Origin of the sequence: Burkholderia pyrrocinia (genome assembly GCF_003330765.1) — a bacterium.
Lineage (GTDB): Bacteria > Pseudomonadota > Gammaproteobacteria > Burkholderiales > Burkholderiaceae > Burkholderia > Burkholderia pyrrocinia_B.
The window spans coordinates 1,048,848-1,071,047 of record NZ_CP024902.1 but is presented as its reverse complement, the minus strand read 5'-3'; the positions used below and the strand labels follow the sequence as shown (position 1 = coordinate 1,071,047).

Annotated in this window: 23 protein-coding genes and 4 tRNA genes; 16 read left to right on the top strand and 11 right to left on the bottom strand. The window is 65.7% G+C overall.

The genetic code is table 11. From position 1 onward, the window contains the following. Nucleotides 1-47: 47 nt before the first annotated feature. Nucleotides 48-302, top strand: coding sequence for a GlsB/YeaQ/YmgE family stress response membrane protein (locus CUJ89_RS05135; RefSeq protein ID WP_114176412.1), 255 nt, complete (start codon nt 48-50; stop codon nt 300-302). Nucleotides 303-380: 78 nt separating this feature from the next. Here CUJ89_RS05135 and CUJ89_RS05130 read toward each other — a convergent pair whose 3' ends face one another. From CUJ89_RS05130 to CUJ89_RS05115, 4 genes are all read right to left on the bottom strand, one after another. Next, complete coding sequence (locus CUJ89_RS05130) at nt 381-863, bottom strand: TlpA family protein disulfide reductase (RefSeq protein WP_114176411.1); 483 nt, start codon at nt 861-863, stop codon at nt 381-383. Then, nucleotides 863-2,119 (bottom strand): exo-alpha-sialidase, encoded by a 1,257-nt coding sequence (locus tag CUJ89_RS05125; RefSeq protein WP_114176410.1) that lies wholly within the window; start codon nt 2,117-2,119, stop codon nt 863-865. Before CUJ89_RS05125 ends, CUJ89_RS05130 begins: the two co-directional genes overlap by 1 nt. Further along, nucleotides 2,107-4,470, bottom strand: a complete 2,364-nt coding sequence (locus CUJ89_RS05120; RefSeq protein WP_114176409.1) for a TonB-dependent receptor — start codon at nt 4,468-4,470, stop codon at nt 2,107-2,109. The genes CUJ89_RS05125 and CUJ89_RS05120 overlap by 13 nt, the downstream gene beginning before the upstream one ends. Before the next feature lie 127 nt (nt 4,471-4,597). Further along, entirely contained in the window at nt 4,598-4,987 is a 390-nt protein-coding gene (locus tag CUJ89_RS05115) for a DUF2946 domain-containing protein (RefSeq protein ID WP_114176408.1), read from the bottom strand. A 198-nt stretch (nt 4,988-5,185) separates the two neighbouring features. Between CUJ89_RS05115 and CUJ89_RS38185 the strand changes: the two genes are divergently transcribed. Together CUJ89_RS38185 and CUJ89_RS05110 are read left to right on the top strand one after the other, a co-directional pair. Beyond that, the gene (locus CUJ89_RS38185; RefSeq protein WP_009690993.1) at nt 5,186-5,332 is read left to right on the top strand and encodes a hypothetical protein; all 147 of its coding nucleotides are present in this window, start codon (nt 5,186-5,188) and stop codon (nt 5,330-5,332) included. Between the two features lie 223 nt (nt 5,333-5,555). Further along, the gene (locus tag CUJ89_RS05110) at nt 5,556-6,149 is read left to right on the top strand and encodes a chorismate mutase (protein ID WP_114176407.1); all 594 of its coding nucleotides are present in this window, start codon (nt 5,556-5,558) and stop codon (nt 6,147-6,149) included. Nucleotides 6,150-6,178: 29 nt separating this feature from the next. Here the strand turns inward: CUJ89_RS05110 and CUJ89_RS05105 are convergent, their stop codons facing one another. Continuing rightward, entirely contained in the window at nt 6,179-7,306 is a 1,128-nt protein-coding gene (locus CUJ89_RS05105; protein WP_114176406.1) for an exonuclease domain-containing protein, read from the bottom strand. Nucleotides 7,307-7,447: 141 nt separating this feature from the next. Further along, a complete protein-coding gene (locus tag CUJ89_RS05100) occupies nt 7,448-7,651 on the bottom strand; it encodes a cold-shock protein (RefSeq protein WP_006476615.1) in 204 nt (67 codons plus the stop codon). 393 nt (nt 7,652-8,044) lie between these two features. On the opposite strand from CUJ89_RS05100, the gene CUJ89_RS05095 reads away from it, so the two are divergent. Beyond that, the gene (locus CUJ89_RS05095; protein WP_114176405.1) at nt 8,045-8,311 is read left to right on the top strand and encodes a hypothetical protein; all 267 of its coding nucleotides are present in this window, start codon (nt 8,045-8,047) and stop codon (nt 8,309-8,311) included. Between the two features lie 500 nt (nt 8,312-8,811). Then, nucleotides 8,812-9,957 (top strand): porin, encoded by a 1,146-nt coding sequence (locus CUJ89_RS05090; protein WP_114176404.1) that lies wholly within the window; start codon nt 8,812-8,814, stop codon nt 9,955-9,957. 140 nt (nt 9,958-10,097) lie between these two features. Here CUJ89_RS05090 and greB read toward each other — a convergent pair whose 3' ends face one another. Further along, nucleotides 10,098-10,661, bottom strand: a complete 564-nt coding sequence (gene greB / locus CUJ89_RS05085) for a transcription elongation factor GreB (RefSeq protein WP_114176403.1) — start codon at nt 10,659-10,661, stop codon at nt 10,098-10,100. A 131-nt stretch (nt 10,662-10,792) separates the two neighbouring features. Here greB and CUJ89_RS05080 point away from each other — a divergent pair. The 3 genes from CUJ89_RS05080 (at nt 10,793) to CUJ89_RS05070 (ending at nt 11,150) form a co-directional block, all read left to right on the top strand. Then, a tRNA-Arg gene (locus CUJ89_RS05080) sits at nt 10,793-10,869 on the top strand. 66 nt (nt 10,870-10,935) lie between these two features. After that, nucleotides 10,936-11,012, top strand: a tRNA-Arg gene (locus tag CUJ89_RS05075). 61 nt (nt 11,013-11,073) lie between these two features. Further along, nucleotides 11,074-11,150: transfer RNA gene (locus tag CUJ89_RS05070), tRNA-Arg, on the top strand. Nucleotides 11,151-11,338: 188 nt separating this feature from the next. Here the strand turns inward: CUJ89_RS05070 and CUJ89_RS05065 are convergent. The 4 genes from CUJ89_RS05065 to CUJ89_RS05050 form a co-directional block, all read right to left on the bottom strand. After that, on the bottom strand, nt 11,339-13,705 hold the full coding sequence (locus tag CUJ89_RS05065; protein WP_114176402.1) for a RelA/SpoT family protein: 2,367 nt from the start codon (nt 13,703-13,705) through the stop codon (nt 11,339-11,341). A 63-nt stretch (nt 13,706-13,768) separates the two neighbouring features. Then, nucleotides 13,769-13,972 carry a DNA-directed RNA polymerase subunit omega gene (rpoZ, locus tag CUJ89_RS05060; protein WP_114176401.1) on the bottom strand — a complete coding sequence of 68 codons (204 nt, stop codon included), beginning with the start codon at nt 13,970-13,972 and terminating at the stop codon, nt 13,769-13,771. Between the two features lie 58 nt (nt 13,973-14,030). Continuing rightward, nucleotides 14,031-14,714 carry a guanylate kinase gene (gene gmk / locus CUJ89_RS05055; protein ID WP_114176400.1) on the bottom strand — a complete coding sequence of 228 codons (684 nt, stop codon included), beginning with the start codon at nt 14,712-14,714 and terminating at the stop codon, nt 14,031-14,033. A gap of 7 nt (nt 14,715-14,721) precedes the next feature. Beyond that, the gene (locus CUJ89_RS05050) at nt 14,722-15,645 is read right to left on the bottom strand and encodes a YicC/YloC family endoribonuclease (RefSeq protein WP_114176399.1); all 924 of its coding nucleotides are present in this window, start codon (nt 15,643-15,645) and stop codon (nt 14,722-14,724) included. 172 nt (nt 15,646-15,817) lie between these two features. Between CUJ89_RS05050 and rph the strand changes: the two genes are divergently transcribed. From rph to CUJ89_RS05005, 8 genes are all read left to right on the top strand, one after another. Then, the gene (rph, locus tag CUJ89_RS05045) at nt 15,818-16,558 is read left to right on the top strand and encodes a ribonuclease PH (RefSeq protein ID WP_114176398.1); all 741 of its coding nucleotides are present in this window, start codon (nt 15,818-15,820) and stop codon (nt 16,556-16,558) included. After that, nucleotides 16,551-17,186, top strand: coding sequence for an RdgB/HAM1 family non-canonical purine NTP pyrophosphatase (gene rdgB, locus CUJ89_RS05040; RefSeq protein WP_114176397.1), 636 nt, complete (start codon nt 16,551-16,553; stop codon nt 17,184-17,186). The genes rph and rdgB overlap by 8 nt, the downstream gene beginning before the upstream one ends. A gap of 34 nt (nt 17,187-17,220) precedes the next feature. Next, a complete protein-coding gene (gene hemW / locus CUJ89_RS05035; RefSeq protein WP_114176396.1) occupies nt 17,221-18,435 on the top strand; it encodes a radical SAM family heme chaperone HemW in 1,215 nt (404 codons plus the stop codon). Between the two features lie 44 nt (nt 18,436-18,479). Beyond that, nucleotides 18,480-18,567, top strand: a tRNA-Ser gene (locus CUJ89_RS05030). A gap of 150 nt (nt 18,568-18,717) precedes the next feature. Continuing rightward, on the top strand, nt 18,718-19,113 hold the full coding sequence (locus CUJ89_RS05025) for a hypothetical protein (protein ID WP_114176395.1): 396 nt from the start codon (nt 18,718-18,720) through the stop codon (nt 19,111-19,113). 260 nt (nt 19,114-19,373) lie between these two features. Then, a complete protein-coding gene (locus tag CUJ89_RS05020) occupies nt 19,374-19,667 on the top strand; it encodes a hypothetical protein (RefSeq protein ID WP_114176394.1) in 294 nt (97 codons plus the stop codon). Nucleotides 19,668-20,019: 352 nt separating this feature from the next. After that, nucleotides 20,020-20,511, top strand: coding sequence for an energy transducer TonB (locus tag CUJ89_RS05015; protein WP_201752274.1), 492 nt, complete (start codon nt 20,020-20,022; stop codon nt 20,509-20,511). A 293-nt stretch (nt 20,512-20,804) separates the two neighbouring features. Next, the gene (locus CUJ89_RS05005) at nt 20,805-22,115 is read left to right on the top strand and encodes an MFS transporter (RefSeq protein WP_114176392.1); all 1,311 of its coding nucleotides are present in this window, start codon (nt 20,805-20,807) and stop codon (nt 22,113-22,115) included. The last annotated feature ends 85 nt before the right edge of the window (nt 22,116-22,200 follow it).

Below are 22,200 nucleotides of genomic sequence, written 5' to 3'. Positions count from 1 at the left end.
ACTGCCGACGTCCGGTCGTTTCGACTCAACACAAGGAGAGGACCACCATGGCTCATGGTTTGATTATGTGGCTCATCATCGGCGCGATTGCCGGCTGGCTTGCCGGCTTGCTCGTCAAGGGCGGCGGCTTCGGGCTGATCGTCGACATCATCGTCGGGATCGTCGGCGCGGTGATCGGCGGCTGGCTCGCCGGGCTGCTCGGCATCAGCATCGGCAGCGGCTTCATCGGTTCGGTGATCGTCGCGGTCGTCGGCGCGGTGATCCTGCTGTTCGTGATCCGGCTATTCAAGCGAGCGGCCTGACGCCTCTCTCCACGCGCCTTCGGGCGCGTTTTCGCATCAGGCCGGCGCGCGGCCCGTTCGCCGCGCGCCACCATTTTTTCAGTGCCTCGCGCGCTGCAGCCAGCCGTCGAGCACGTCGGCCGTCAGTAATCCGCTGCGCGCTTCGCGTGCGCCATCGCGTCCGATCCACACGGTGCGCGGCATTTCCCCTCTCCATCCCGCATCGAGCGCCGCCCGCAGACGCTCGGGCATCGGCTCCGCGTTCGCATACTGCGCGACCTGCGGCGGCAGGTTCATCTGCGCGAGCGCCTGCGAGATCGCCGCACCGTTGTCGTCGTACGCATCCATCGCGACCATCGCGAGTTGCACTTCCGGATGCCGGCGCTGCCACGCGACCAGGTGCGCGGCGTTCTCGCGACAGTATCCGCAATCGAGCGACCAGATCTCGACCGCCAGCGGCCGCTCGTGCGCCGTCGCATACAACCGCGCGACGTCGGCCGCACGCAGCGGCTGCAGTTCGCCGCCGGCCCACGCCGGCAGGCTCGCGAGCACGACGCCGATCAACGCAATCAGCCGTTTCATTACGCCCCCTCCACGGCGATCAGCCGATAGCCGTCGTTACGCGTGCGCCACGACAGATAGATGCGGCCCGCATCGTCGAGCAGTTGCGGGTTGTCGCTCGCGCCCGACGTCGACGCGATCACGCGCGGCGCCGACCAGTGCTCGCCGCGATCATCCGACCGGCGCAGCTTGATCTGCATCGTGTCGCCATCGAACGCCTTCCATGCGAGCCACACGACGTCGCCGCGCGCGACGAGCGCCGCATGCGACGCCTGCTCGCCGGGCACCGCGGGATTCGCGCCGAACGCCCACGGCGTGCCGCGCGGCTGGCCATCGGCGCCGATGCGCGAATAGAACACGTCGGCACGACCATCGACGACGCCGAACCATGCAAGATGGCGCATGCCGTCCGGCGTGATCGCCAGCGCCGGCCCGTGCTCGGGGCACGCCTCGACGTGCCAGTTCGAGAACGTCGCGCGCACCGGCACGACCGGCGCCGATGCCGATACGGGCAGCACGGCGAGCGCATGATCGCGGATCTGCCCCGGGAACACGTTGCGCCACACGGCCTCGATGCGTCCGGCCGGATCGATCGCCATCGCGATCCGGCAGCATTCGCACGTGTGGTCGGTCACCTTGCGTTCGGCTTCGAACGATGCGCCGCCGTCGCGCGACACCGCGTAGTAAACGGCCGCGCCTTCGTACGCCTGCCCCGCCGCCTTCGCCGCAACGAGATCGCGCTTGTCGATCCATGCGATCGCGATGTTGCCGGCCGGATCGACAGTCACCATGTCGAAGCGGTGCGTGATCGCCTGCCGGTCGCGATGCACGGTAACGGGTACGCTCCAGGTCGCGCCGCCGTCGAGCGAACGCGAGAAGCGCACCATGCCCGTGTACGGCGCATCGAGCGGCATCGACCACGACACGTACACCGCGCGCCCGTCCGGACTCGTCGCGATCTTCGGGCGATTCTCGGCGCTCGTGTAGATCGGCTCCGGCATCGCGTTGACGGTGACGGACGCGGACAGCGTGCGGCCCGCGTCGTCGGAATGCGCGACGACGACGTGCGCGCCTTCGACCCACGCAACCCACAGCCGGTGACGCGCATCGAACGCGGCGCCCGTCGCGAGCGACGGCTTCTGCTGGGCAGGCGCGGCCTGCATGCTCATATGCGCGGCGTGCGGATCGGCGGCCTTCGGCGCATCGTGCGCGCCGGCTGGCGACAGCGCCGCGAGCCACATCGCGCAGCCTGCAACGAACGACTTCACAGCGACCATTTCAGTTCTCCATAGAAAGTGCGGCCCGGATACGGGTGGAACACGTAGTAACGGCGGTCCGTCAGGTTGTCGATGCCGACCGACGCGGTCCAGTGACGGTCGAAGCGGTAGCGCGCCTTCAGGTCGACGACCGTGAACGAACTCGTGCCGCCGTACACATCCGGATTCACGTCGCTGTTGTCGAGCGTGTTGAACTGACGGCCCGAGTAGCGAACGCCGACGCTCGCGAGCCAGTGCTCGTCGAAGCGATACGACGCGAGCAGGTTCGCGCGCATGCGCGGAATACGCGGAAAGCGCGAGCCGACATAGGCGGGATTCGCGGCATCGGCGAGGATCTGCGCGTTGCTCGCCGACACGTTCGCGTCGATCGCGAGCCCTTTCAGCCCGACGTTCTCGCCGCTGAACGCGAGTTCGACGCCGCGTACGCGCACGCGGTCGACGTTCGAGATATTGGTGACGGTCGTCGCGCCCGACGCCGTCGTCTGGCTGTAGATCGAATCGCGCAGGTCGCTCTGGAACACGCTGGCGCGCACGACACCGACGCCCACGTCGCGTTCGGCCGTGAAGTCCCAGTCGATCGCCTTTTCAGGCTGCAGGTTCGGGTTGTTGTTGACGATCGCGTTGTTCGAGATCGTGCCCTGGAACAGCTCGCCGACCGTCGGGAAACGCGTGCCGGTCGCGAACGACAGCCGGAAGCGCCAGATGTCCGTCGCGTCCCATTGCAGCGCGACTTTCGGCGACAGCGCGTTCGCGCTGCGCTCCGCATAGCCGAGCGTGCCGGTCGCGTTGCCGAGCGCGCCGCCATATGCATCCCAGCGCTCGTAGCGCAGCCCCAGCGTCGCGAGCCAGCCCGGCGCGAAACGCCACGCGTCCTGCGCGAACAGCGCCTGCGTGCGCGTGTCGCCGCGATAGACGCTCGACAGCGACGTGGTCGGCCCGGCCAGCCAGTCGGCCGTGTTGTACGTGACGTTGCGCAGGAAGTAGTTGTCGTAGTGATAGCCGAACGTGAACGTGTGCCCCTTCACTTCCGGCGCCTCGGCCTTCAGGTCGAGCGTGCGCCAGCCCGTGCCGTCGCCCTGGAACAGCGTGCCCGCGCCGCCCTGCGCGGTCGACGCCGCGCGCAGCACGTCGCGCGACACGTCGTACGCAGATACGACGCCCGACAGCCGCCAGCCGGAATCGAGCCGGCCGTTCAGGCCGAGCGCGTACAGCCAGTTCTCCTGGTCGCCGCGCTGCGGCGCGAACGCGTTCGGCGCGACAGTCATGTTCTGGCCGCCGATCGACACGTTGCCGCCGTAGACCGGATTGCCGGCCGCATCGCGCAGGAAGGTTTCGCCGTGCTGCCGGTAATGGTTTTCCCAGTGCCCGAGCGTGAGCGTCGCGTCGACGTGGTCGGTGAACGCGTAACCCATCCGGACCGTCTCGTTGAGCTGCTCGGTCCGTTCGATCGTCTGCGCACCGACGATCGTCCGCGGCTTGCCGTTGGGCCCGATGTCGGTCGCGGCGCCCGTCACGGGCACGGCGGCGCCCAGCTTCGGGTTGTAGGCCGGATTGGGACTCGCGTACTGCATCGGCTGACCGTTGTTCTCCAGCCGGTCGAGCGACAGCGCGAACCAGAACCGGCCGACGCGGTTCGCAATCCGCGCGGTCTGGTGATTGCCGCCGAAGCTGTCCGCGAATCCGTAGCCGTCGTGGTAGCGCTGCGTAAAGAATTGCGTCGACAGCGACGCCTCGAGCTTTTCCGGGCGGCGTGTCGTGAGCAGCACGGTCGAGCCGATCGCGTTGCCGGGATACAGCGCGGAAAAGGGGCCATAAAGCACGTCGACGCGCGCGATGTCGTCAGGCGGAATCAGCGACCAGCGCGGCGGGTACGCATAGCTCGAGCCGAGCAGGTTCGACAGCAGCACGCCGTCGGCGTAGACGAGCCCGCGCGCACTCTGCAGTTCGTTGAAGTCACGGCCCGCAAACACGCTGTTGCGGTCGCCGATATAGCGCTTGCGGACCATCAGGTTCGGCGCGTACTTCAGCGCGTCCTCGGTGGTGACGTTGGTGTGCGCATCGATCTGCTCGCGCGTGATCGACTGGACGACGGCCGGCGTATCCGGATCGACGGGTTGCCGCTGCGCGGTCACGCTGACGGCGGTCAGCGTATCGCCGGCCGGTGCCGGCGGCACGATTGCGACCGCGGAAGCCGGCGCGGTGGCACCGGCGGGACGCTCGACGCCACCGACGGCGGCATCGGCGCGTGCATCGTCCGTCGATGCCGCATGGGCGGCGGGCCAAGCGAAAGCGGCCGCGCATGCGAGCGCGAGCCGGCCGCGCGACGGCCGCGCGACGAAGGTAGACGACATGAGTGAATTCCTGAAAACATGATCGGACGCCGCCGGACGCGAGCGCGCGCGCCGCGCACGGACGGCGCGGCACGCGGACCCGGCCGCGGGCGGCACGCGCGCCACCGGGGCGCGCGGACGACATCAATCAGATCGGGGTGTTTTCAGGCGGGGCGCGCGGCTGCGCGAGACGGATGCCCTTGCGGGGAAAATCGGGAACGGCCGGGGCGGCCGCACGGTAGGCGAACGTCCGCACGAAGCCCGGCATCGCGGGCAGGCTCGTGCCGAGCGCCACGTTCGCCGCGAAGCCGGGGCAGTACACGCAGTGCGGCACGCCGGCATGGTCGAACGACGATGTGTCGCGATTGCCGCCCGCCTGCGCGAGCACGACCTGGCGAGCACCCGCTGCACTGCACAATTCGAGCGTGAGCTCGCCGGAGCCGCTCGACGCAAGACGCGCGTAGCCGATGACGGGCGACAGTACGTTCAGTACCAGCGCCAGCCATACGAGGCCGATCCAGCGCGTCGTTCGTTTCATCGCGGTCCAGGAAAAAGTGTGCGCAAGTATACCAAGCGGCCCGATTGTTGCCGATCGAGCAGGATGCAATAGTCGGCATCGCACTTCGCATCACAGCGCATGTGCCGTTAATACAACAGAGACAAAATCTAACGATTCGCCTCTGGCATAAATCCAAGCGCGAGGTTGATAATTATCCAACCTGCTGGAGAAACGACCATGGACGAAAGACCAACTCGCATGCCACCGCCCGAGCAAGTGATGAGCCCGGATCCGGAACCCGTCGGCGTGGAATTCCTCGCCGAATTGCCCGAGCACGTTCGGGCATTCTTCGACGAGCAGCACAAGCTGTACTCGCCGAAGTGAACGACTGCCCGGTTCTGTAACCGCCACGTGTCGATCATCGCTATCGTGCGGTTCATCTCTGCGCATCGCGCGCAATTCGCCTCGCACCCGGGCCGCAATAGCCTGACGGTGCCGGATCAGTTCGCCTGCTGATTCCCCTGTCGCGTCGCTACGCCGCGCGACTGTCTTCGTCTATCCTTCTGGTTTTCCACGTCCGGCCCGCCCGGCTCTCCCGATCGTTCCGATGAAGCAAACCATTCGTGCCAGCCTCGCTGTCGCCGTGCTCGGTGTCGCCCTCTTTTCGTCTCCGCGCATCGCCAGCGCAGACGGTGACGACACCGCACTCACCAACGTCGTCGCGCTCGCATCGCAGCGCCTCGCGCTCGCCGAACCGGTCGCGCGATGGAAATGGGCGAATCACAAGGCAATCGAGGACCGACCGCGCGAAGCGGCACTGCTCGCATCGGTCGAGAAGCGCGCAGCACAGGCCGGCGTCGATCCGGCATTCGCCCGAACGTTCTTCGAGGATCAGATCACCGCGAGCAAGGACGTGCAGAACGCGCTGTTCGCGACATGGCGCGCGACGCGGCCGCCCGAAGGCACGCCGCCCGATCTCGCGACCAGCACACGCCCGGCGCTCGACCGACTGACGCAGAAAATGCTCGCGGGCCTCGCGCAGGTCGCGCCGCTGCGCGATGCGCCCGATTGCCAGGCGCGGCTCGCGCGCAGCATCGCGAACTGGAAGACGCTCACGCGCTATGACTCCACGCAGACGCAAGCACTCGACACCGCGCTGTCGCACGTCTGCTCGGCCGGCGGTGCAAGCGCGATCGGCTGACGCAGCGGGCGCGGATCGCGCCGCCTCGCTCAACCCGCGAGCGTAAGCGCAGCGAGCGGAATCAACTGCAGGCCGCGCGCGAGATGCGTCTGCAACAAGCGATGGGTGAAGGGTTCGAACGTGCCGGCCGTCCCGTCGGCCACCAGCCGCGCGGCCGCGTCGAGCGATTCCGCCGAGCCGAGATAGCGCCAGCCGTCGATCACATGAAACAGGCGGCGCTCGCCGTTCGCCTCGAATGCAACGGCGCCTTCGAACGGCCAGGGCACACCGCCTGCACGGGCGGTGTCGGCCGCGGGGCGCCGGTTGTACGACGGGCGCAGCCGCGCGATCCATTGCGCTTCGGCGAGCATCGCGCCCAGCTCATTGCCGGTCTCGCGCCATTCGACGCGCCGCACTTGCTGCGCAAGCCGCATTTCCTTCGACGATCGGCGCTCGCCGGTCAGCAGCGCGCGCAGTCGCTGCCGCACGCGCACGCTGCGGCCGACATAAAGCGCCTCGTCACCCTCCCCGAACAACGCGTACGCGCCGCACCCGGCGGGCGCGGTATCGAGCCAGGCCTCGGTCAGATCGCCGGCCAGACGGAAGTGGCGCGTCGTGCGCGCGATCTGGTCGCGCAGCCGCTCGAGCGGCACGATGTCGTGCAGCTGGCGCCAGAACTGCCATAGCAGGTCGGCATCCGCCAGCGCCCGGTGGCGCGCAGCCGGGACGAGGCCATGCCGTTCGATCAATGCGTCGAGCCCATGCCGCGATTCGCGCGGGAACAGCGCGCGCGACAACCGTACAGTACACAGCACATCGGGATTGAATGCGAAGCCGGCGCGCTCGAATTCGGCACGCAGGAAGCCGCGGTCGAAGCTCGCGTTGTGCGCGACGAACAGTTTGCCGTCGAGTCGCTCGAATAGCGCCGGCGCGAGCGATGCGAACGACGGCGCATCGCGCACCATCGCGTCCGAAATGCCGGTCAGTTGCTGGATGAACGGTGGAATCGACTGGCCCGGATTGACGAGCGTCGTCCACGTCGACACGCCGAGCGGGCCGATTTCGACCACGCCGATTTCGGTGATGCGGTGCTCGGCGGACGAGCCGCCGGTGGTTTCAAGGTCGACGAAGACGAGCGGCAGTTCGCCGGCGGGATCGGACGGAAGGGAATCGGACATGAAAAGACAGGGAAACGGTGCTTCCGTGAGTATGCACCGGCATGCGTGTTCGCGGCCAGTGCGGACCGGAATGTTCCGCCCCCGGAAAACAAAAAGCCCCCGCAATGCGGGGGCCGGACGTGATCGGCAATGCGTGGCGCGTCAGACCGCCTGGATATTCGCTGCCTGCTTGCCTTTCGGCCCGACTTTCACGTCGAATGAAACACGCTGGTTTTCCTTCAGCGTCTTGAAGCCGTCCATTCGGATTTCGGAAAAGTGCGCAAACAAATCTTCACCGCCATTGTCCGACGTAATAAAGCCGAAACCTTTAGCATCGTTAAACCATTTCACGATACCGGTATCCATGTCTTCGTTCCCCACTCGATTAGATCAAAAAAGCTATTTTTATAGCCGTTTCCCGAAATCCCGAAACATTGCGCCAGCACCCGCACCAGCACGCCGCCCGAGGACGGAGTGCTGACTTTATAAATTGGACAATCCGGGTGCGTCAAGAAAATTTTTAGCGACCGTTTTATCGAAAAAGCGCTAATACCACTGGAATCGGTACACCATCGCCTTTTATTAATTGATTCGCATCAAAAACCTGTCAATGTTACCGGGATCGAATCATCAATAATTCCGACCACGAAATTCCTACCGGGGACAAATCGACTCGGTAAAATCCTCGGGTTTTTTCCGGGTTGCGGAAATCCGGGGACATTGCGATGCTGACTTAACGCAGAAAGGAAGGAGAAGGTCATGTGGCTGGACGCAATCAAGCGCTTCGCGAGCCGGCTCGGACGCGTACGTCGCAAGTCCCGCGCGCTGGCCGAGTCCGCTCGCGAAGCGCCTTGCGACACTGAGTTCGATACGACCTGGCACGGCGATCACTGGCAGAACCTGCTCGCATCGCCACTGGATGCCCGTCACTACGTGATGGAAGACTGGACCTACACGCCGCCGCCGACCGAAGCCAAGGAAGCCGCGCCTGCGGCCAAGCGCAAGCGGCGCTCGCACGCGCAATAGCGCACGGAAAAGCGGGCAAAAAAAAGCGCGACTGGGAAGTCGCGCCGACAAAGGTTTGGAGATCTTTTCCGTCAACGAAAAAGTCTGCTTCGGAAAGCAGAGATCGCAGTATAGCGAGAGAACAACCTTTCATTATCCATGCTCCACACAAACCTCTATTGCCGAAGCGTCAATAATCGCGCTTCGGCCACCCCCGCCTGCTGCTGATTGCCTGTCGCGATCACGCAACGCCCGTTACGTCGCCCTGACCACCAATTTCTTTCGTTGCACCGCCGCAAACCCTTGATGGGCAATCGTTTGCGCGGACTCTTAGATTTTTGCCGATTCCAAAATATATTATTGCTTAACGCGCAACCTTCCTCCGCTTCGCGCACTCCGTACACTGCAGATGGCTTTCTGATAAGCGCACCGCCGCTCTGCCGGGCCGGCCACAGCGTCAAGCAAAACATGCCCGTCCGGCAGCAGGTTCGATCGACATCATCCTGTTTGGAGACAGATCCATGAAAAAAATCTTGATCGTCACCGCGTTGTCGGGTGTATTCGTTACGGCAGCCCATGCACAAAGCAGCGTTACGCTATACGGCCTGATCGACGCAGGCATCACCTACACGAACAATCAGGGCGGTCACAGCGCCTGGCAGGAAACGAGCGGTTCGGTCAACGGCAGCCGTTGGGGCTTGCGCGGCACCGAAGACCTCGGCGGCGGCCTGAAAGCGATCTTCACGCTGGAAAATGGTTTCGGCATCAATAACGGCGCGCTGAAACAGAACGGCCGCGAATTCGGCCGGCAAGCGTTTGTCGGCCTCGCGCACGACAGCTACGGTTCGCTGACGCTGGGCCGGCAGTACGACAGCGTCGTCGACTATCTCGGGCCGCTGTCGCTGACCGGTACGCAATACGGCGGCACCCAGTTCGCCCACCCGTTCGACAACGACAACCTGAACAACTCGTTCCGGATCAACAACTCGGTCAAGTACCAGAGCGCGAACTACGGCGGCCTCAAGTTCGGTGCGTTGTACGGGTTCTCGAACTCGTCGGCTTTCGCGAACAACCGCGCATATAGCGGCGGTGTGTCGTACAGCTACCTGGGCTTCAACTTCGCCGCAGCCTACTTGCAGTTGAACAGCGACGTGAACGCGCTCGCGCAGGCAGCGACCGATCCGGGCGCGGTGACCGGCGACTGGACCTTCGCGTCACGCGTGCAGCGCACCTGGGGCGCAGGCCTGAATTACGGGTTCGGCCCCGCTACGGTCGGTTTCGTGTTTACGCAAACGCGCCTGACCGGCATCCGCGCGATCAGCGCGGGCCAGTCCGGCGTGTCCGGCGGCATCACGGGCCTCGGTGGAACCGCGCGCTTCAGCAACTATGAAGTCAACGGCCGCTACGCGCTGACGCCGGCATTGTCGCTTGCCGGCTCCTATACGTACACGCAGGGGCGTCTGGCCGGCGACAAGCCGACCTGGCACCAGTTCAACCTGCAAGCCGACTATGCGTTGTCGAAGCGCACCGACGTCTACCTGCAGGGCGAATTCCAGAAGGTCAACAACGACGGTCTCGACCTCGGCGCCAACATCAACGGGCTGGGCGCCGCGTCGTCGACCAACAAGCAGATCGCGGTCACGGCCGGCCTGCGTCATCGCTTCTGAACGACCGGCGCATCCGCCGCACGCCGGATGACGAAGCGCCCCATCGGGGCGCTAATGAGATGGTCAGCCCGATCCCTACTCAGCGGACTACGCTGAGTGGGGATTGTTCTTTTTCTTTGCCGGACTGCGCCGGCCGCCGCTCAGGCCTTGCCCGGTACCGGATAACGGACGTCGAGCACGTCGATCGGCTGCGGGCCGGCCGGCGTCATCAGTGTGACGGTATCGCCGATCTTCGACTTGATCAGCGCACGCGCGACCGGTGAAATCCAGCTGACGCAGCCGTGGTCGAGATCGACCTCGTCGATCCCGACGATCGTGATCGTGTGATCCTCGCCGTCCGGCGTCTCGTAATCGACCGTTGCGCCGAAAAACACCTGGTCGACATTCTCCTGCCGGCTCGCGTCGACGACTTCGGCAAGATCGAGCCGCTTCGTCAGGAAGCGGATGCGGCGATCGATCTCGCGAAGCCGCCGCTTGCCGTAGATGTAGTCGCCGTTCTCGGACCGGTCCCCATTCGACGCGGCCCACGACACGAGCCGCACGACCTCGGGACGCTCGACGTCGATCAGGCTCAGCAACTCGTCCCTCAGCCGCTTGTGGCCGGCCGGTGTGATGTAGTTCTTCGCGCCCGCCGGAATCGCGGGTTGAGCCTGGTCGAGATCGTCGTCGTCACCGTCCGACTCTTTGACAAACGCCTTGTTCATGATGCAGATTCAACACGTGGATGACTGATGCTCCAAGGGTACACGAAGGGCGCCCCGGCAAGGCCGTGCAGCGCAATTCGCGAATAAGGCTTCCCTTTTTATACAACCCTGCTATAATTTCGCTTCTGCGTGCGGCTGTAGCTCAGTTGGATAGAGTACTTGGCTACGAACCAAGGGGTCGTGGGTTCGAATCCTGCCAGCCGCGCCACCTTTTCAAGGGCCTTCCAAACCGAAGGCCCTTTCAGTTCGAAGTAGTAGCTTTTTTGTTTTGCGTGCGGCTGTAGCTCAGTTGGATAGAGTACTTGGCTACGAACCAAGGGGTCGTGGGTTCGAATCCTGCCAGCCGCGCCACTTTTTTTGGGGGCCTTCCCATCGCAGAAGGTTCCGACAGTTAAGCAGTACCGCTTTGCGTGCGGCTGTAGCTCAGTTGGATAGAGTACTTGGCTACGAACCAAGGGGTCGTGGGTTCGAATCCTGCCAGCCGCGCCACCTTAAAAGGGCTTTCCTCCGGGAAAGCCCTTTTTCTTTTCTGTTTTCCCTCTTCCGTCACTCGCATCAAGACATCTTGCGCCCGACCGACTTCGGAAGGACGCAAGACAAGCCCCACTTTCGCTCCGCAGCACAAACGAAAACGGCGGCCGTTGGCCGCCGTAGAACGATCGCCCAAGGGGCACGCGTCAATAATCCTGTCGCTCGCGCTCGATGCGCATGCCGCCGTCGTGCCGTGCATGCGCGCCGTCGTCGGTCGACCGCTCTCGCATGATCCGCATCACGTCCGGATTGGTTCGCACGCGCCGCATCACGTTGGCGAGATGCACACGGTCGCTGACCTGGATCACGAAGCGCAGCACCGTCGATTCGTGCGTCAGATCCTCGTCCATCGCGATATGAACGATGTTCGCGTCGGCCGACGTGATGTCCGCTGCGACGCGCGCAAAAATGCCCTTCGTGTTCTTCACGAGCGCCTTCACCGCGACATCGAACAGGCGGCCCGGCTGCGGCGCCCATTCGACGTCGATCCAGCGGCCCGGATCGCGGCGATGAATGCGTTGCGCCACGCGGCAATCGGTCGTATGAATCGCCATCCCCAGGCCGATGCCGATGTAACCCATGATCGCGTCGCCCGGAATCGGCCGGCAGCATGCCGACAACTGCACGGACATCCCTTCGGTGCCGGTAATCACCACCGGCGGCGCATGATGCGCCGGATGCCGCTCGGACTTCGGCAGATCATCGTCCGCGTCGCGACCGCTCATCAGCACCTCGATGCGCTTGGCCATCACGGCGGCGACGCGGCGGCCGAGACCGATGTCCGCGAAGATTTCCTGACGACTCTTGTTGCCCGTCCACTGCACGAGCTTCTCCCACACTTCCGGCTCGACATCGGCCAGCGCAAGGCCATAGCCCTTCAGGCTCTGGTCGACCAGCCGCTCGCCAAGCTGCACGGACTCGTTCAGGCGCATCGTCTTCAGGTAGTGACGAATCGCCGAGCGTGCCTTGCCGGTGCGCACGAAGCCGAGCCATGCCGGGTTCGGCTTCGAATACGGCGCGGTGATCACCTCGACGATATCGCCGCTCTTCAGTTCGGTGCGCAGCGGCAGCAGCTCGTTGTTGATCTTCACGGCCACGCACTGGTTGCCGAGATCGCTGTGGATCGAATACGCGAAATCGAGCGCCGTCGCGCCGCGCGGCAGCGCCATGATCTTCGACTTCGGCGTGAACACGTAGACCGCGTCGGGGAACAGGTCGATCTTCACGTGCTCGAGGAATTCGCTCGAATCGCCGGCTTCGCTCTGGATGTCGAGCAACGATTTCAGCCACTGATGCGCGCGCTTCTGCACGTCGCTGAGATCCGCACTGCCGTTCTTGTACAGCCAGTGCGCAGCGACCCCCGCCTCGGCAATCTCGTGCATCTTGCGCGTGCGCACCTGGAACTCGATCGGCGCGCCGAACGGGCCGACGAGCGTCGTGTGCAGCGACTGATAGCCGTTGATCTTCGGGATCGCGATGTAGTCCTTGAACTTGCCGGGCACGGGCTTGTACAGCGCGTGCAGTGCGCCGATGCACGTGTAGCAGTCGAGCGCGCTCTCGACGACGACGCGAAAGCCGTACACGTCGAGCACCTGCGAGAACGACAGCTGCTTGTCGCGCATCTTGCGGTAGACGCTGTAGATGGTCTTTTCGCGGCCGGTGATCTCGGCGTCGATCTTCGCGTCGGCCATCGCGCGCTGCGCGGCTTCGAGGATCTTGCTGATCACTTCGCGGCGATTGCCGCGCGCGGCCTTCACGGCCTTCTCGAGCGTCGCGTAGCGATGCGGGTTGAAGTTCGCGAAGCTCATGTCCTGCAGCTCGCGATACGTGTTGTTCAACCCGAGCCGGTGCGCGATCGGCGCGTAGATGTCGAGCGTTTCCCGTGCGACGCGGCGGCGCTTTTCCATCGGCACCGCGCCGAGCGTGCGCATGTTGTGCAGGCGGTCGGCGAGCTTGACGAGAATGACGCGCACGTCGCGTGCCATCGCGAGCAGCATCTTGCGGAAGTTTTCCGCCTGCGCTTCCTCGCGGCTGCGGAACTCCATCTTGTCGAGCTTCGACAGGCCGTCGACCAGTTCGGCGACCTTCGGGCCGAACCGCTCGGCAAGCTCGCTCTTGGTCACGCCCTGGTCTTCCATCACGTCGTGCAGCAGCGCGGCCATGACGGCCTGCGCGTCGAGCTTCCAGCCGGCGCAGATTTCCGCGACGGCGACGGGATGGGTGATGTAGGGCTCGCCGCTCTGGCGATATTGACCGAGGTGGGCTTCGTCACCGAAGTGGAACGCCGCCTTGACCTCTTTGATTTCGTCCGGAGCGAGATACTCGGCAAGCGCGGCTGTCAGTTTCGCAATCGAAACGACGCCGTGCTTGCGCGGCTGCTCCGGAGTGGCGGTCGGCCCGAACAGATGCCGGAAGGACTGTTCGAGGACCGCGTCGATGTACTGGCGCGCAGGCGACCGGGCCGTGGCTTCGGTGGTCGAATCCGCGGAGGCGGACGATGGGGTGGTGCTCATATTCGCCTCCAGGTCGAGTCGTTGCGCGCGTGGATTACATGGCTGGAACGGGCCGGATGCGCGTTACACCGGCACCTTCTTCAGCATCTCGACGCCGACCTGGCCGGCGGCGATCTCGCGCAGCGCGATGACGGTCGGCTTGTCGCGGCTTTCGATCTTCGGCGTATGGCCTTGCGCGAGCTGCCGCGCGCGATAGGTGGCGGCGAGCGCCAGTTCGAAGCGGTTCGGGATTTGCTTCAGGCAGTCTTCGACGGTAATGCGAGCCATGTTGGTAATTCCTTCTGAATATAGTCCTTATTCTACCTTATGTCCCTCGGCCCCCGCGTCATTCCGCGTGGGGCAGATGGATGCCGAGCTCGATGAACAGCTCCGTGTGTCGCGCGTACTGCGACGCAAAGCGCAGGCGCGTCGCCGCGACGATGCATTCGAGCTCCGCGAGCGCACGCTCGAAATTCTCGTTGATCACCACGTATTCCGCTTCCGACGCGTGCGCGATCTCGCTGCCGGCGGCAAGCAGGCGCCGCGTGATCACGTTCGGCTCGTCCTGGCCGCGCTTCTTCAGGCGCTCCTCGAGCGCGTCGAGCGACGGCGGCAGGATGAAGATGCCGACCGCGTTGCGGAACTGCTTCTTCACCTGCACCGCGCCCTGCCAGTCGATCTCGAGCAGCACGTCGTGGCCGTTCTTCATCTGCTCTTCGATCCAGACGCGCGACGTGCCGTAATAGTTGCCGTGCACTTCCGCGCTCTCGATGAATTCGTGCGCCACGTGACGCGTACGAAAATCCTCGACCGTCGTGAAGTGGTAATGCTGGCCGTCCTGCTCGCCCGGGCGCGGCTTGCGCGTCGTGTACGAGATCGACAGGCAGATCTCGCTGTCCTTCGACAGCAACGCATTCACGAGCGTCGATTTGCCTGCGCCCGACGGCGCGACAACCATGAACAGGTTGCCCGGATAGACGCCCGCATGGAGCGTATGCGCGGCGTGGCCGTCGTGGGTGGGATGGGTCATGTTGCGTTTACTCCAGGTTTTGCACTTGCTCGCGCATCTGCTCGATCAGAAGCTTGAGCGCCATCGACGCGTCGGCAAGTTCCTTCGCCGCCGCCTTCGAGCCGAGCGTGTTCGCTTCGCGATTCAGTTCCTGCATCATGAAGTCGAGACGCTTGCCGACGCGGCCGCCCTTCTCGATCACATGGCGCGTTTCGTTCAGGTGCGCGGTGAGCCGCGACAACTCTTCCGCGATGTCGATCCGGATCCCGTACATCGTCACTTCCTGACGGATGCGCTCCGCGGCTTCCTCGCGCGTCACGATCGGCGCGCTGCCTTCGGGCGCCGCGATGCCGAGCGCTTCCTGCAGCCGCTCGACGATCTTCTGCTGATGCTTCGCGATCAGCTCCGGCACGAGCGGCGTGATGCGCGCGACGATCGCTTCCATCTCGGCGACGTTCGACAGCAGCATCGTCGCCAGTTGCGCACCTTCGCGCGAACGCACGACGACGAGCTCGCCGATCGCTTCCTTGCCGCACGCGAGCACCGCTTCGCGGATCGCATCGGCCGACACGCCGCTCTCGGCCAGCACGCCGGGCCAGCGCAGGATCTCGCCCGCGCGCAGGCGGCCGACGCCCGGGAAGGAGTCGAGCACCGATCGCTCGAGATCGGCAAGCTGGCCGAGCGCCGCCTGGTTCAGCGCGCCCGCGCCGATGCTCTGTTCGCCGCGCTGCAGGTTGATGCGCACGTCGACCTTGCCGCGCGACAGCTTGTTCATCAGCATTTCGCGCAGCGCGGGTTCGCATGCGCGCACGTCGTCCGGCATCCGGAAATTCAGGTCGAGGAAGCGCGAGTTCACGGTGCGCAGTTCGACCGACACGCTGGTGCCGCCGTTGCCGGTGGCCGTCGCGAGTTCGCGCGTCGCGTTCGCGTAGCCCGTCATGCTGTAGATCATGGTTGTCTCGCCGTCAGGATGCCCTCGCGGGCAGGGATATGTCGAGGCGCCCGGCGCATCGGAAAGCGCGGGGCGGGAAGCGCGCATTATCCCATTTTTGCGGACCACCCCGCCGGGCAAGCCCGCCGTTCGGCGCTAAAATCGGGGTTTCCTCTCCTTCCGCGATTCCCACATGACGTCCTCCCTTTCCCGCCCGAGCGGCCGCCGCGCCAACGAACTGCGCAAGGTCGCCCTCACGCGCCACTACACGAAACATGCCGAAGGCTCCGTGCTGGTCGAATTCGGCGACACCAAGGTGCTCTGCACCGCGAGCGTCGCCGAACGCGTGCCCGAATTCCTGCGCGAGCGCGGACAAGGCTGGCTGACCGCCGAATACGGGATGCTGCCGCGCGCGACGCACACGCGCAGCGACCGTGAAGCCGCGCGCGGCAAGCAGACCGGCCGCACGCAGGAAATTCAGCGCCTGATCGGCCGCGCGCTGCGCGCGGTGTTCGATCTCGAGGCGCTCGGCCCGCGCACGATCCACATCGACTGCGACGTGATCCAGGCCGACGGCGGCACGCGCACGGCGAGCATCACCGGCGCATTCGTCGCCGCGCACGACGCCGTGTCGAAGCTGATCGCGGCCGGCAAGCTCACGCGCTCGCCGATCACCGACCACGTGGCGGCGATCTCGGTCGGCGTGTACGAAGGCGCACCGGTGCTCGACCTCGACTACGCGGAAGATTCGCGCTGCGACACCGACATGAACGTCGTGATGACGGGCGCCGGCGGCTTCGTCGAAGTGCAGGGCACGGCCGAAGGCGTGCCGTTCTCGCGCGCCGAGATGAACGCGCTGCTCGACCTCGCTCAAGGCGGGATCGGCGAGCTCGTGCAACGCCAGAAGGACGTCCTGGGCGCCGGCCATGCCTGACGAGCGCACCATCGCACCGCTGTCGCGCATCGTTCTCGCGTCGAACAACCCCGGCAAGCTGCGCGAATTTACCGCGCTGTTCTCGACGGTCGGCATCGAGATCGTCCCGCAGGGCGACCTCGCGGTGCCCGAGGCGGAAGAGCCGTTCGGCACGTTCATCGAGAACGCGCTGACGAAGGCGCGTCACGCGTCGCGGCTCACCGGACTGCCGGCGATCGCCGACGATTCGGGCCTGTGCGTGCGCGTGCTGCGCGGCGCGCCCGGCGTCTATTCGGCGCGCTACGCGCAGCGCGCCGGCCGCGACAAGGGCGACGCGGCGAACAATGCGTATCTCGTCGAGCAACTGCGCGGCGTCGACGACCGGCGCGCATACTATTGCTGCGTGCTCGCGCTCGTGCGCCATGCGGACGATCCCGAGCCGCTGTTCGCCGAAGGGCGCTGGGCCGGCGAGATCGTCGACACGCCGCGCGGCGAGCACGGATTCGGCTACGACCCGTATTTCTACCTGCCGTCGCTCGGCGCGACGGCAGCCGAACTCGAGCCGGCCCTGAAGAACACGCACAGCCATCGCGCGCTTGCGCTGAAGGCGCTGCTTGCGCGGCTTGCGCGGCTTGCGGAGGAAGCATGATCACGCCCGATACCCATTCGCTGCGGGAGGTTGCATGAGTCAGGCCGCGGAAACCGGCGCGCGCGTCGTCGCGACCTTCACGTCGCCCGGACAGGTACGGCTCACGTCGCTGCCGCCGCTCGCGCTGTACGTGCATTTTCCGTGGTGCGTACGCAAGTGCCCGTACTGCGATTTCAACTCGCACGAGTGGAAAGGCGAACGGTTTCCGGAAACCGAGTATCTCGACGCGCTGCGCGCCGATCTCGAACAGGCGCTGCCGCTCGTGTGGGGGCGCCAGGTGCATACCGTGTTCATCGGCGGCGGCACGCCGAGCCTGCTGTCGGCGGCCGGCCTCGACCGGATGCTGTCCGACGTGCGTGCGTTGCTGCCGCTCGACGCCGATGCCGAGATCACGCTCGAGGCGAATCCGGGCACGTTCGAGGCCGCGAAGTTCGCGCAGTTCCGCGCTAGCGGCGTGAATCGCCTGTCGGTCGGCATCCAGAGCTTCAATGAAGCGCACCTGAAGGCGCTCGGCCGGATTCACGACACCGCGCAAGCGCGCGCGGCCGTCGAGATCGCCGCGAAGACGTTCGACAACTTCAACCTCGACCTGATGTTCGCGCTGCCGAACCAGACGCTCGACGAATGCCGCACCGACATCGAGACCGCGCTGTCGTTCGCGCCGCCGCATCTGTCGCTGTATCACCTGACGCTCGAGCCGAATACGCTGTTCGCGAAGTTCCCGCCCGTCGTCCCCGACGACGACGCGTCGGCCGACATGCAGGAATGGATCCACGCGCGCACGGCCGAAGCCGGCTACGGACGCTACGAAGTTTCCGCTTATGCAAAGCCGAATCATCAGTGCAAGCACAACCTGAACTACTGGCGCTTCGGCGACTATCTCGGGATCGGCGCGGGCGCGCATACGAAGCTGTCGTTCCCGAACCGGATCCTGCGGCAGGCGCGCCACAAGCATCCGGCGACCTTCATCGAGCAGGCGATGGCCGGCACGGCCGTGCAGGAAGAGCGTGAAGTCGGCGCGCGCGACCTGCCGTTCGAGTTCATGCTGAACACGCTGCGGCTCGTCGAGGGCTTCCCCGTGCACAGCTTCGCCGAACGCACGGGCCTGGCGATGAGCACGATCGAGCCGGCGCTGAAGGAGGCAGAACGGCGCGGGCTGATCGCGCGCGATTTCGCGCAGATCGCCCCGACGCCGCTCGGCCAGCGTTTCCTCAACGACCTGCAGGAATTGTTCCTGCGCGACGATTGAAGAAATGAATGAGACGGCATTTCGGTTACAATGCCGCCTCGTGTGGAAGCGTGGCCGAGCGGTTTAAGGCACTGGTCTTGAAAACCAGCGACGGGAAACTGTCCGTGAGTTCGAATCTCACCGCTTCCGCCAGGAAGTTCGCCAAACCCCGTCCATTCGCTGAATGACGGGGTTTTTGTTTGTCCGCGGTTTGTCCGCGCGCGCTTTCCCCGCGTTCCGACGCTTCGCGCCGGATGCCGTTACAATCCCGCGCTCCGATTCGCGAAACGGGAAAACCACGTCATGAAGCCCTTCATCGCCTCGTCGCTCGTCGCCATGCTGGCCGCCGTCAGCACGCATGCGACGGCCCACACCGCCTCCGGCAGCGACGCGCAGGCGTCGTGCGCGATCGCGTACGTCACCGGCGTCGGCGGCTCGCCGCGCGGCCTGAGCGAATACCTCGCGAGCCCGTCGCCCTACAACTACCTGAAGGACAACGATCTCCAGTGCAAGGTGTCGGATGACGGACGCACGTCGAACTGCACCGGCGTAACCTACCTCAGGAACGAACAGGTCAGCGTGTACGACGATTCCGATCCGGCAACGCTGACCGTCGTGGCGCGCGTGGAGCTCGACCACGGCCAGAAGTACCCCGTGATCATCGTCGTGCAACGCAAGGACGCGCGCTGCAAACAATGACGCAGCCACGCGCGCGCCCGTCAGTCGAGACGGAACGTGCGTTCGCGCCGCGCCTTGCGCGGCAGCGCACAACCGAATCCGCGTACCGGCCGCCGTCGCGCCTGCTCGTTCGACGCAACGGATACCCGATCGCGCGCCGCACTGGAAGCCTCCCGGCCCGCCCCGCCATCACCTAAAATTCTTTCAACACGGCGACACGACCGCCGCCGCGTACTCGATGCCGCACGCGCCACCCCTGCGCGCGGCACACGGAGATCGCCATGACCGAACTGTCGACACCGACGGACCACGTCGATTACGAAGGCTTCGAGATCCATGTCGTGCCGGCTACCGCTCCCGGCAGCGACACGTGCTACACCTACACCGGCTACGTGTGCCATCCGGGCGTGAATCCCGCGCTGCCCGGCCATACGGTGCCGTTCCACGCAGACGGCGAGGAAACCTTCGCGAGCGTCGACGAAGCAGCTCGCGAAGCCGTGCACATCGGCAAGAGCATCATCGACGGCACGCACCCCGACCTGTCGGTGCTGTCGCTCGTCACGCACGGCTTCTGAACCGGGCGGGCGGCATCGCTTGCGATTGTGCGGACGTCGGCCGCGGTGCTGCATGCGGCGACCGCTACGCCCGGCCGGACGTTCGTCGCGTGCCTGCGCGTGATTCGCGTGCCGCGCCTTTCAACCTTGCAACACGAGCACCGGCATGCGCATGCGCTGCAGCCACGCGAGCCGGTCGAGCGCGCTGTCACATGTCACGTCACATCGGTCACGTCACATCGCGATGCGCGGTGTGGCGCCCGGCCATCATCAGCGAAAGCAACACCCGGCATCGCGCGTTATGCGTTTCTCCCGATATCGGCTCGCGTCCGTGCGTCTATCATTTTTTTATAGTCACTTCTGGCTATCTCTCATGCGCCCTCTTCTCCGTCCGCGCGTCGACCCGTTGCGTATCGCCGCGCTGGCCGTCGTCGCCATGCTTGCCGCCTGCACGATCACGCCGCCGCCGTCGCTGCGCTCGGTCCTGACTATTCCGTCGATCACGCGCAGCGCGAGCCGCGACCAGTATCGCGTCGAGATCGCTCAACGCGTCGCCGAACGCAATCCGTCCAGCATGCTGCACGGCACCCCGCAGGCGATGCTCCGTTCGCTCGTCGTCGTGGCATTCACCGTCGATCGCAGCGGCCGCCTCGTCAACGCGTCCGTCTATCGCAGCAACGGCGACAGCGAAGCGGAAGCGCTCGCGCTCGCGTCGTTGCGTCGCTCGGCACCGCTGCCACCGCCGCCTTCGCGACTGCTCGACGGCAAAGGCCAGCTCGAAATGATGGAAGGCTGGCTCTTCAACGACGACGGCCACTTCCAGTTGCAAAGCACCGCGTCCGCGCAGGCGCAATCGCTCGACTGACCGGTGGCCGCCCGGCGATTGCCGGTGTGCGGCGGCGCTGGCTATAATTTTCCGCAATCGCGCGGCCATCACGCCGCGCGCGCGTTCGCGCGCCCCACCCGGCATGCGAGCCGACCACGCCGGCACCGGGCGGCGGCGACGTACCCGTCTCCATCGTCGACCGGCGGGTGACGTCCGCGCCACGGCGCGCGTCCACGCCGCCACCGCATCATCCGCTCGGCTGCCTCCGGCAGGCATCCGCCTGCCCGACCGCACGCTCAGCCGACCGCCCCAACGACAAAACGGAGACATCCATGTCCGCATCCCCCCCGGCCGTTGCACACGCAACCGGTTCGGCCGGCGCCGTCAGCCACCGGCGCATCGTGTTCGCGAGCTTCATCGGCACCGCGATCGAGTTCTACGATTTCTACGTGTACGCGACGGCCGCCGCGCTCGTCATCGGCCCCGTATTCTTTCCGCACGGCTCCGCGACCGCGCAGGCGCTGTCCGCGTTCGTCACGTTCGGCATCGCATTCATTGCACGCCCGATCGGCTCGTTCCTGTTCGGGCACTTCGGCGACCGCATCGGCCGCAAGTCGACGCTCGTCGCGTCGCTGCTCGTGATGGGCGTGTCCACCACCGCGATCGGCTTCGTGCCCGGCTACGACGCAATCGGCGCGCTCGCGCCGGTGCTGCTGTGCGTGCTGCGCTTCGGCCAGGGGATCGGCCTCGGCGGCGAATGGGGCGGCGCCGCGCTGCTCGCAACCGAGCACGCGCCGCAGGGCAAGCGCGGCTGGTTCGGGATGTTCCCGCAGTTGGGGCCCTCGGTCGGCTTCCTGATGTCGAACGGCCTGTTCTTCGCGCTCGCGCTGTCGCTGTCCGACGAGCAGTTCCGCAGCTGGGGCTGGCGCATTCCGTTCCTCGTCAGCGCGGTGCTCGTCGCGCTCGGCCTCTACGTGCGGCTCAAGATCACCGAAACGCCCGCGTTCCAGGCCGCGCTCGACCGCAACGAGCGCGTGCGCGTGCCGGTCGCGACGCTCGTCACGCAACACTGGCAGCCGACGCTGCTCGGCGCGCTCGCGATGGTCGTCTGCTACACGCTGTTCTATATCTCGACGGTGTTCTCGCTGTCGTACGGCGTGTCGGCGCTGCATATTCCGCGCCAGAGCTTCCTCGGCCTGCTGTGTTTCGCGGTCGTGTTCATGGGACTCGCGACACCGCTTTCCGCGTGGGCGTCGGACCGCTTCGGCCGCAAGCCGGTGCTCGTCGTGGGCGCGATTGCCGCATTGCTGTCGGGTTTCGCGATGGAGCCGCTGCTCGGCAGCGGCTCGATGCCGCTCGTCGCGTTGTTCCTGACGATCGAGCTGTTCCTGATGGGCGTGACGTTCGCGCCGATGGGCGCGCTGCTGCCGGAACTGTTCCCGACCAACGTCCGCTATACGGGCGCGGGCGTCGCGTACAACCTCGGCGGGATCCTCGGCGCGTCGATCGCGCCGTATATCGCACAACTGCTGGCTGCGCGCGGCGGGCTGTCGTGGGTCGGCGGCTACGTATCGATCGCGGCGGCAATCAGCCTGTTCGGCGTGCTGCTGATGCGCGAAACGCGCGACGCGTCGCTCGTCTGAGACTCCGGGGCGCCCCGGGTTGTGCGGCGGCCGGCTCTGCCTATACTCGATCCTGGGCGCGCCGCTGCGCGCTCCCGGGATCCCT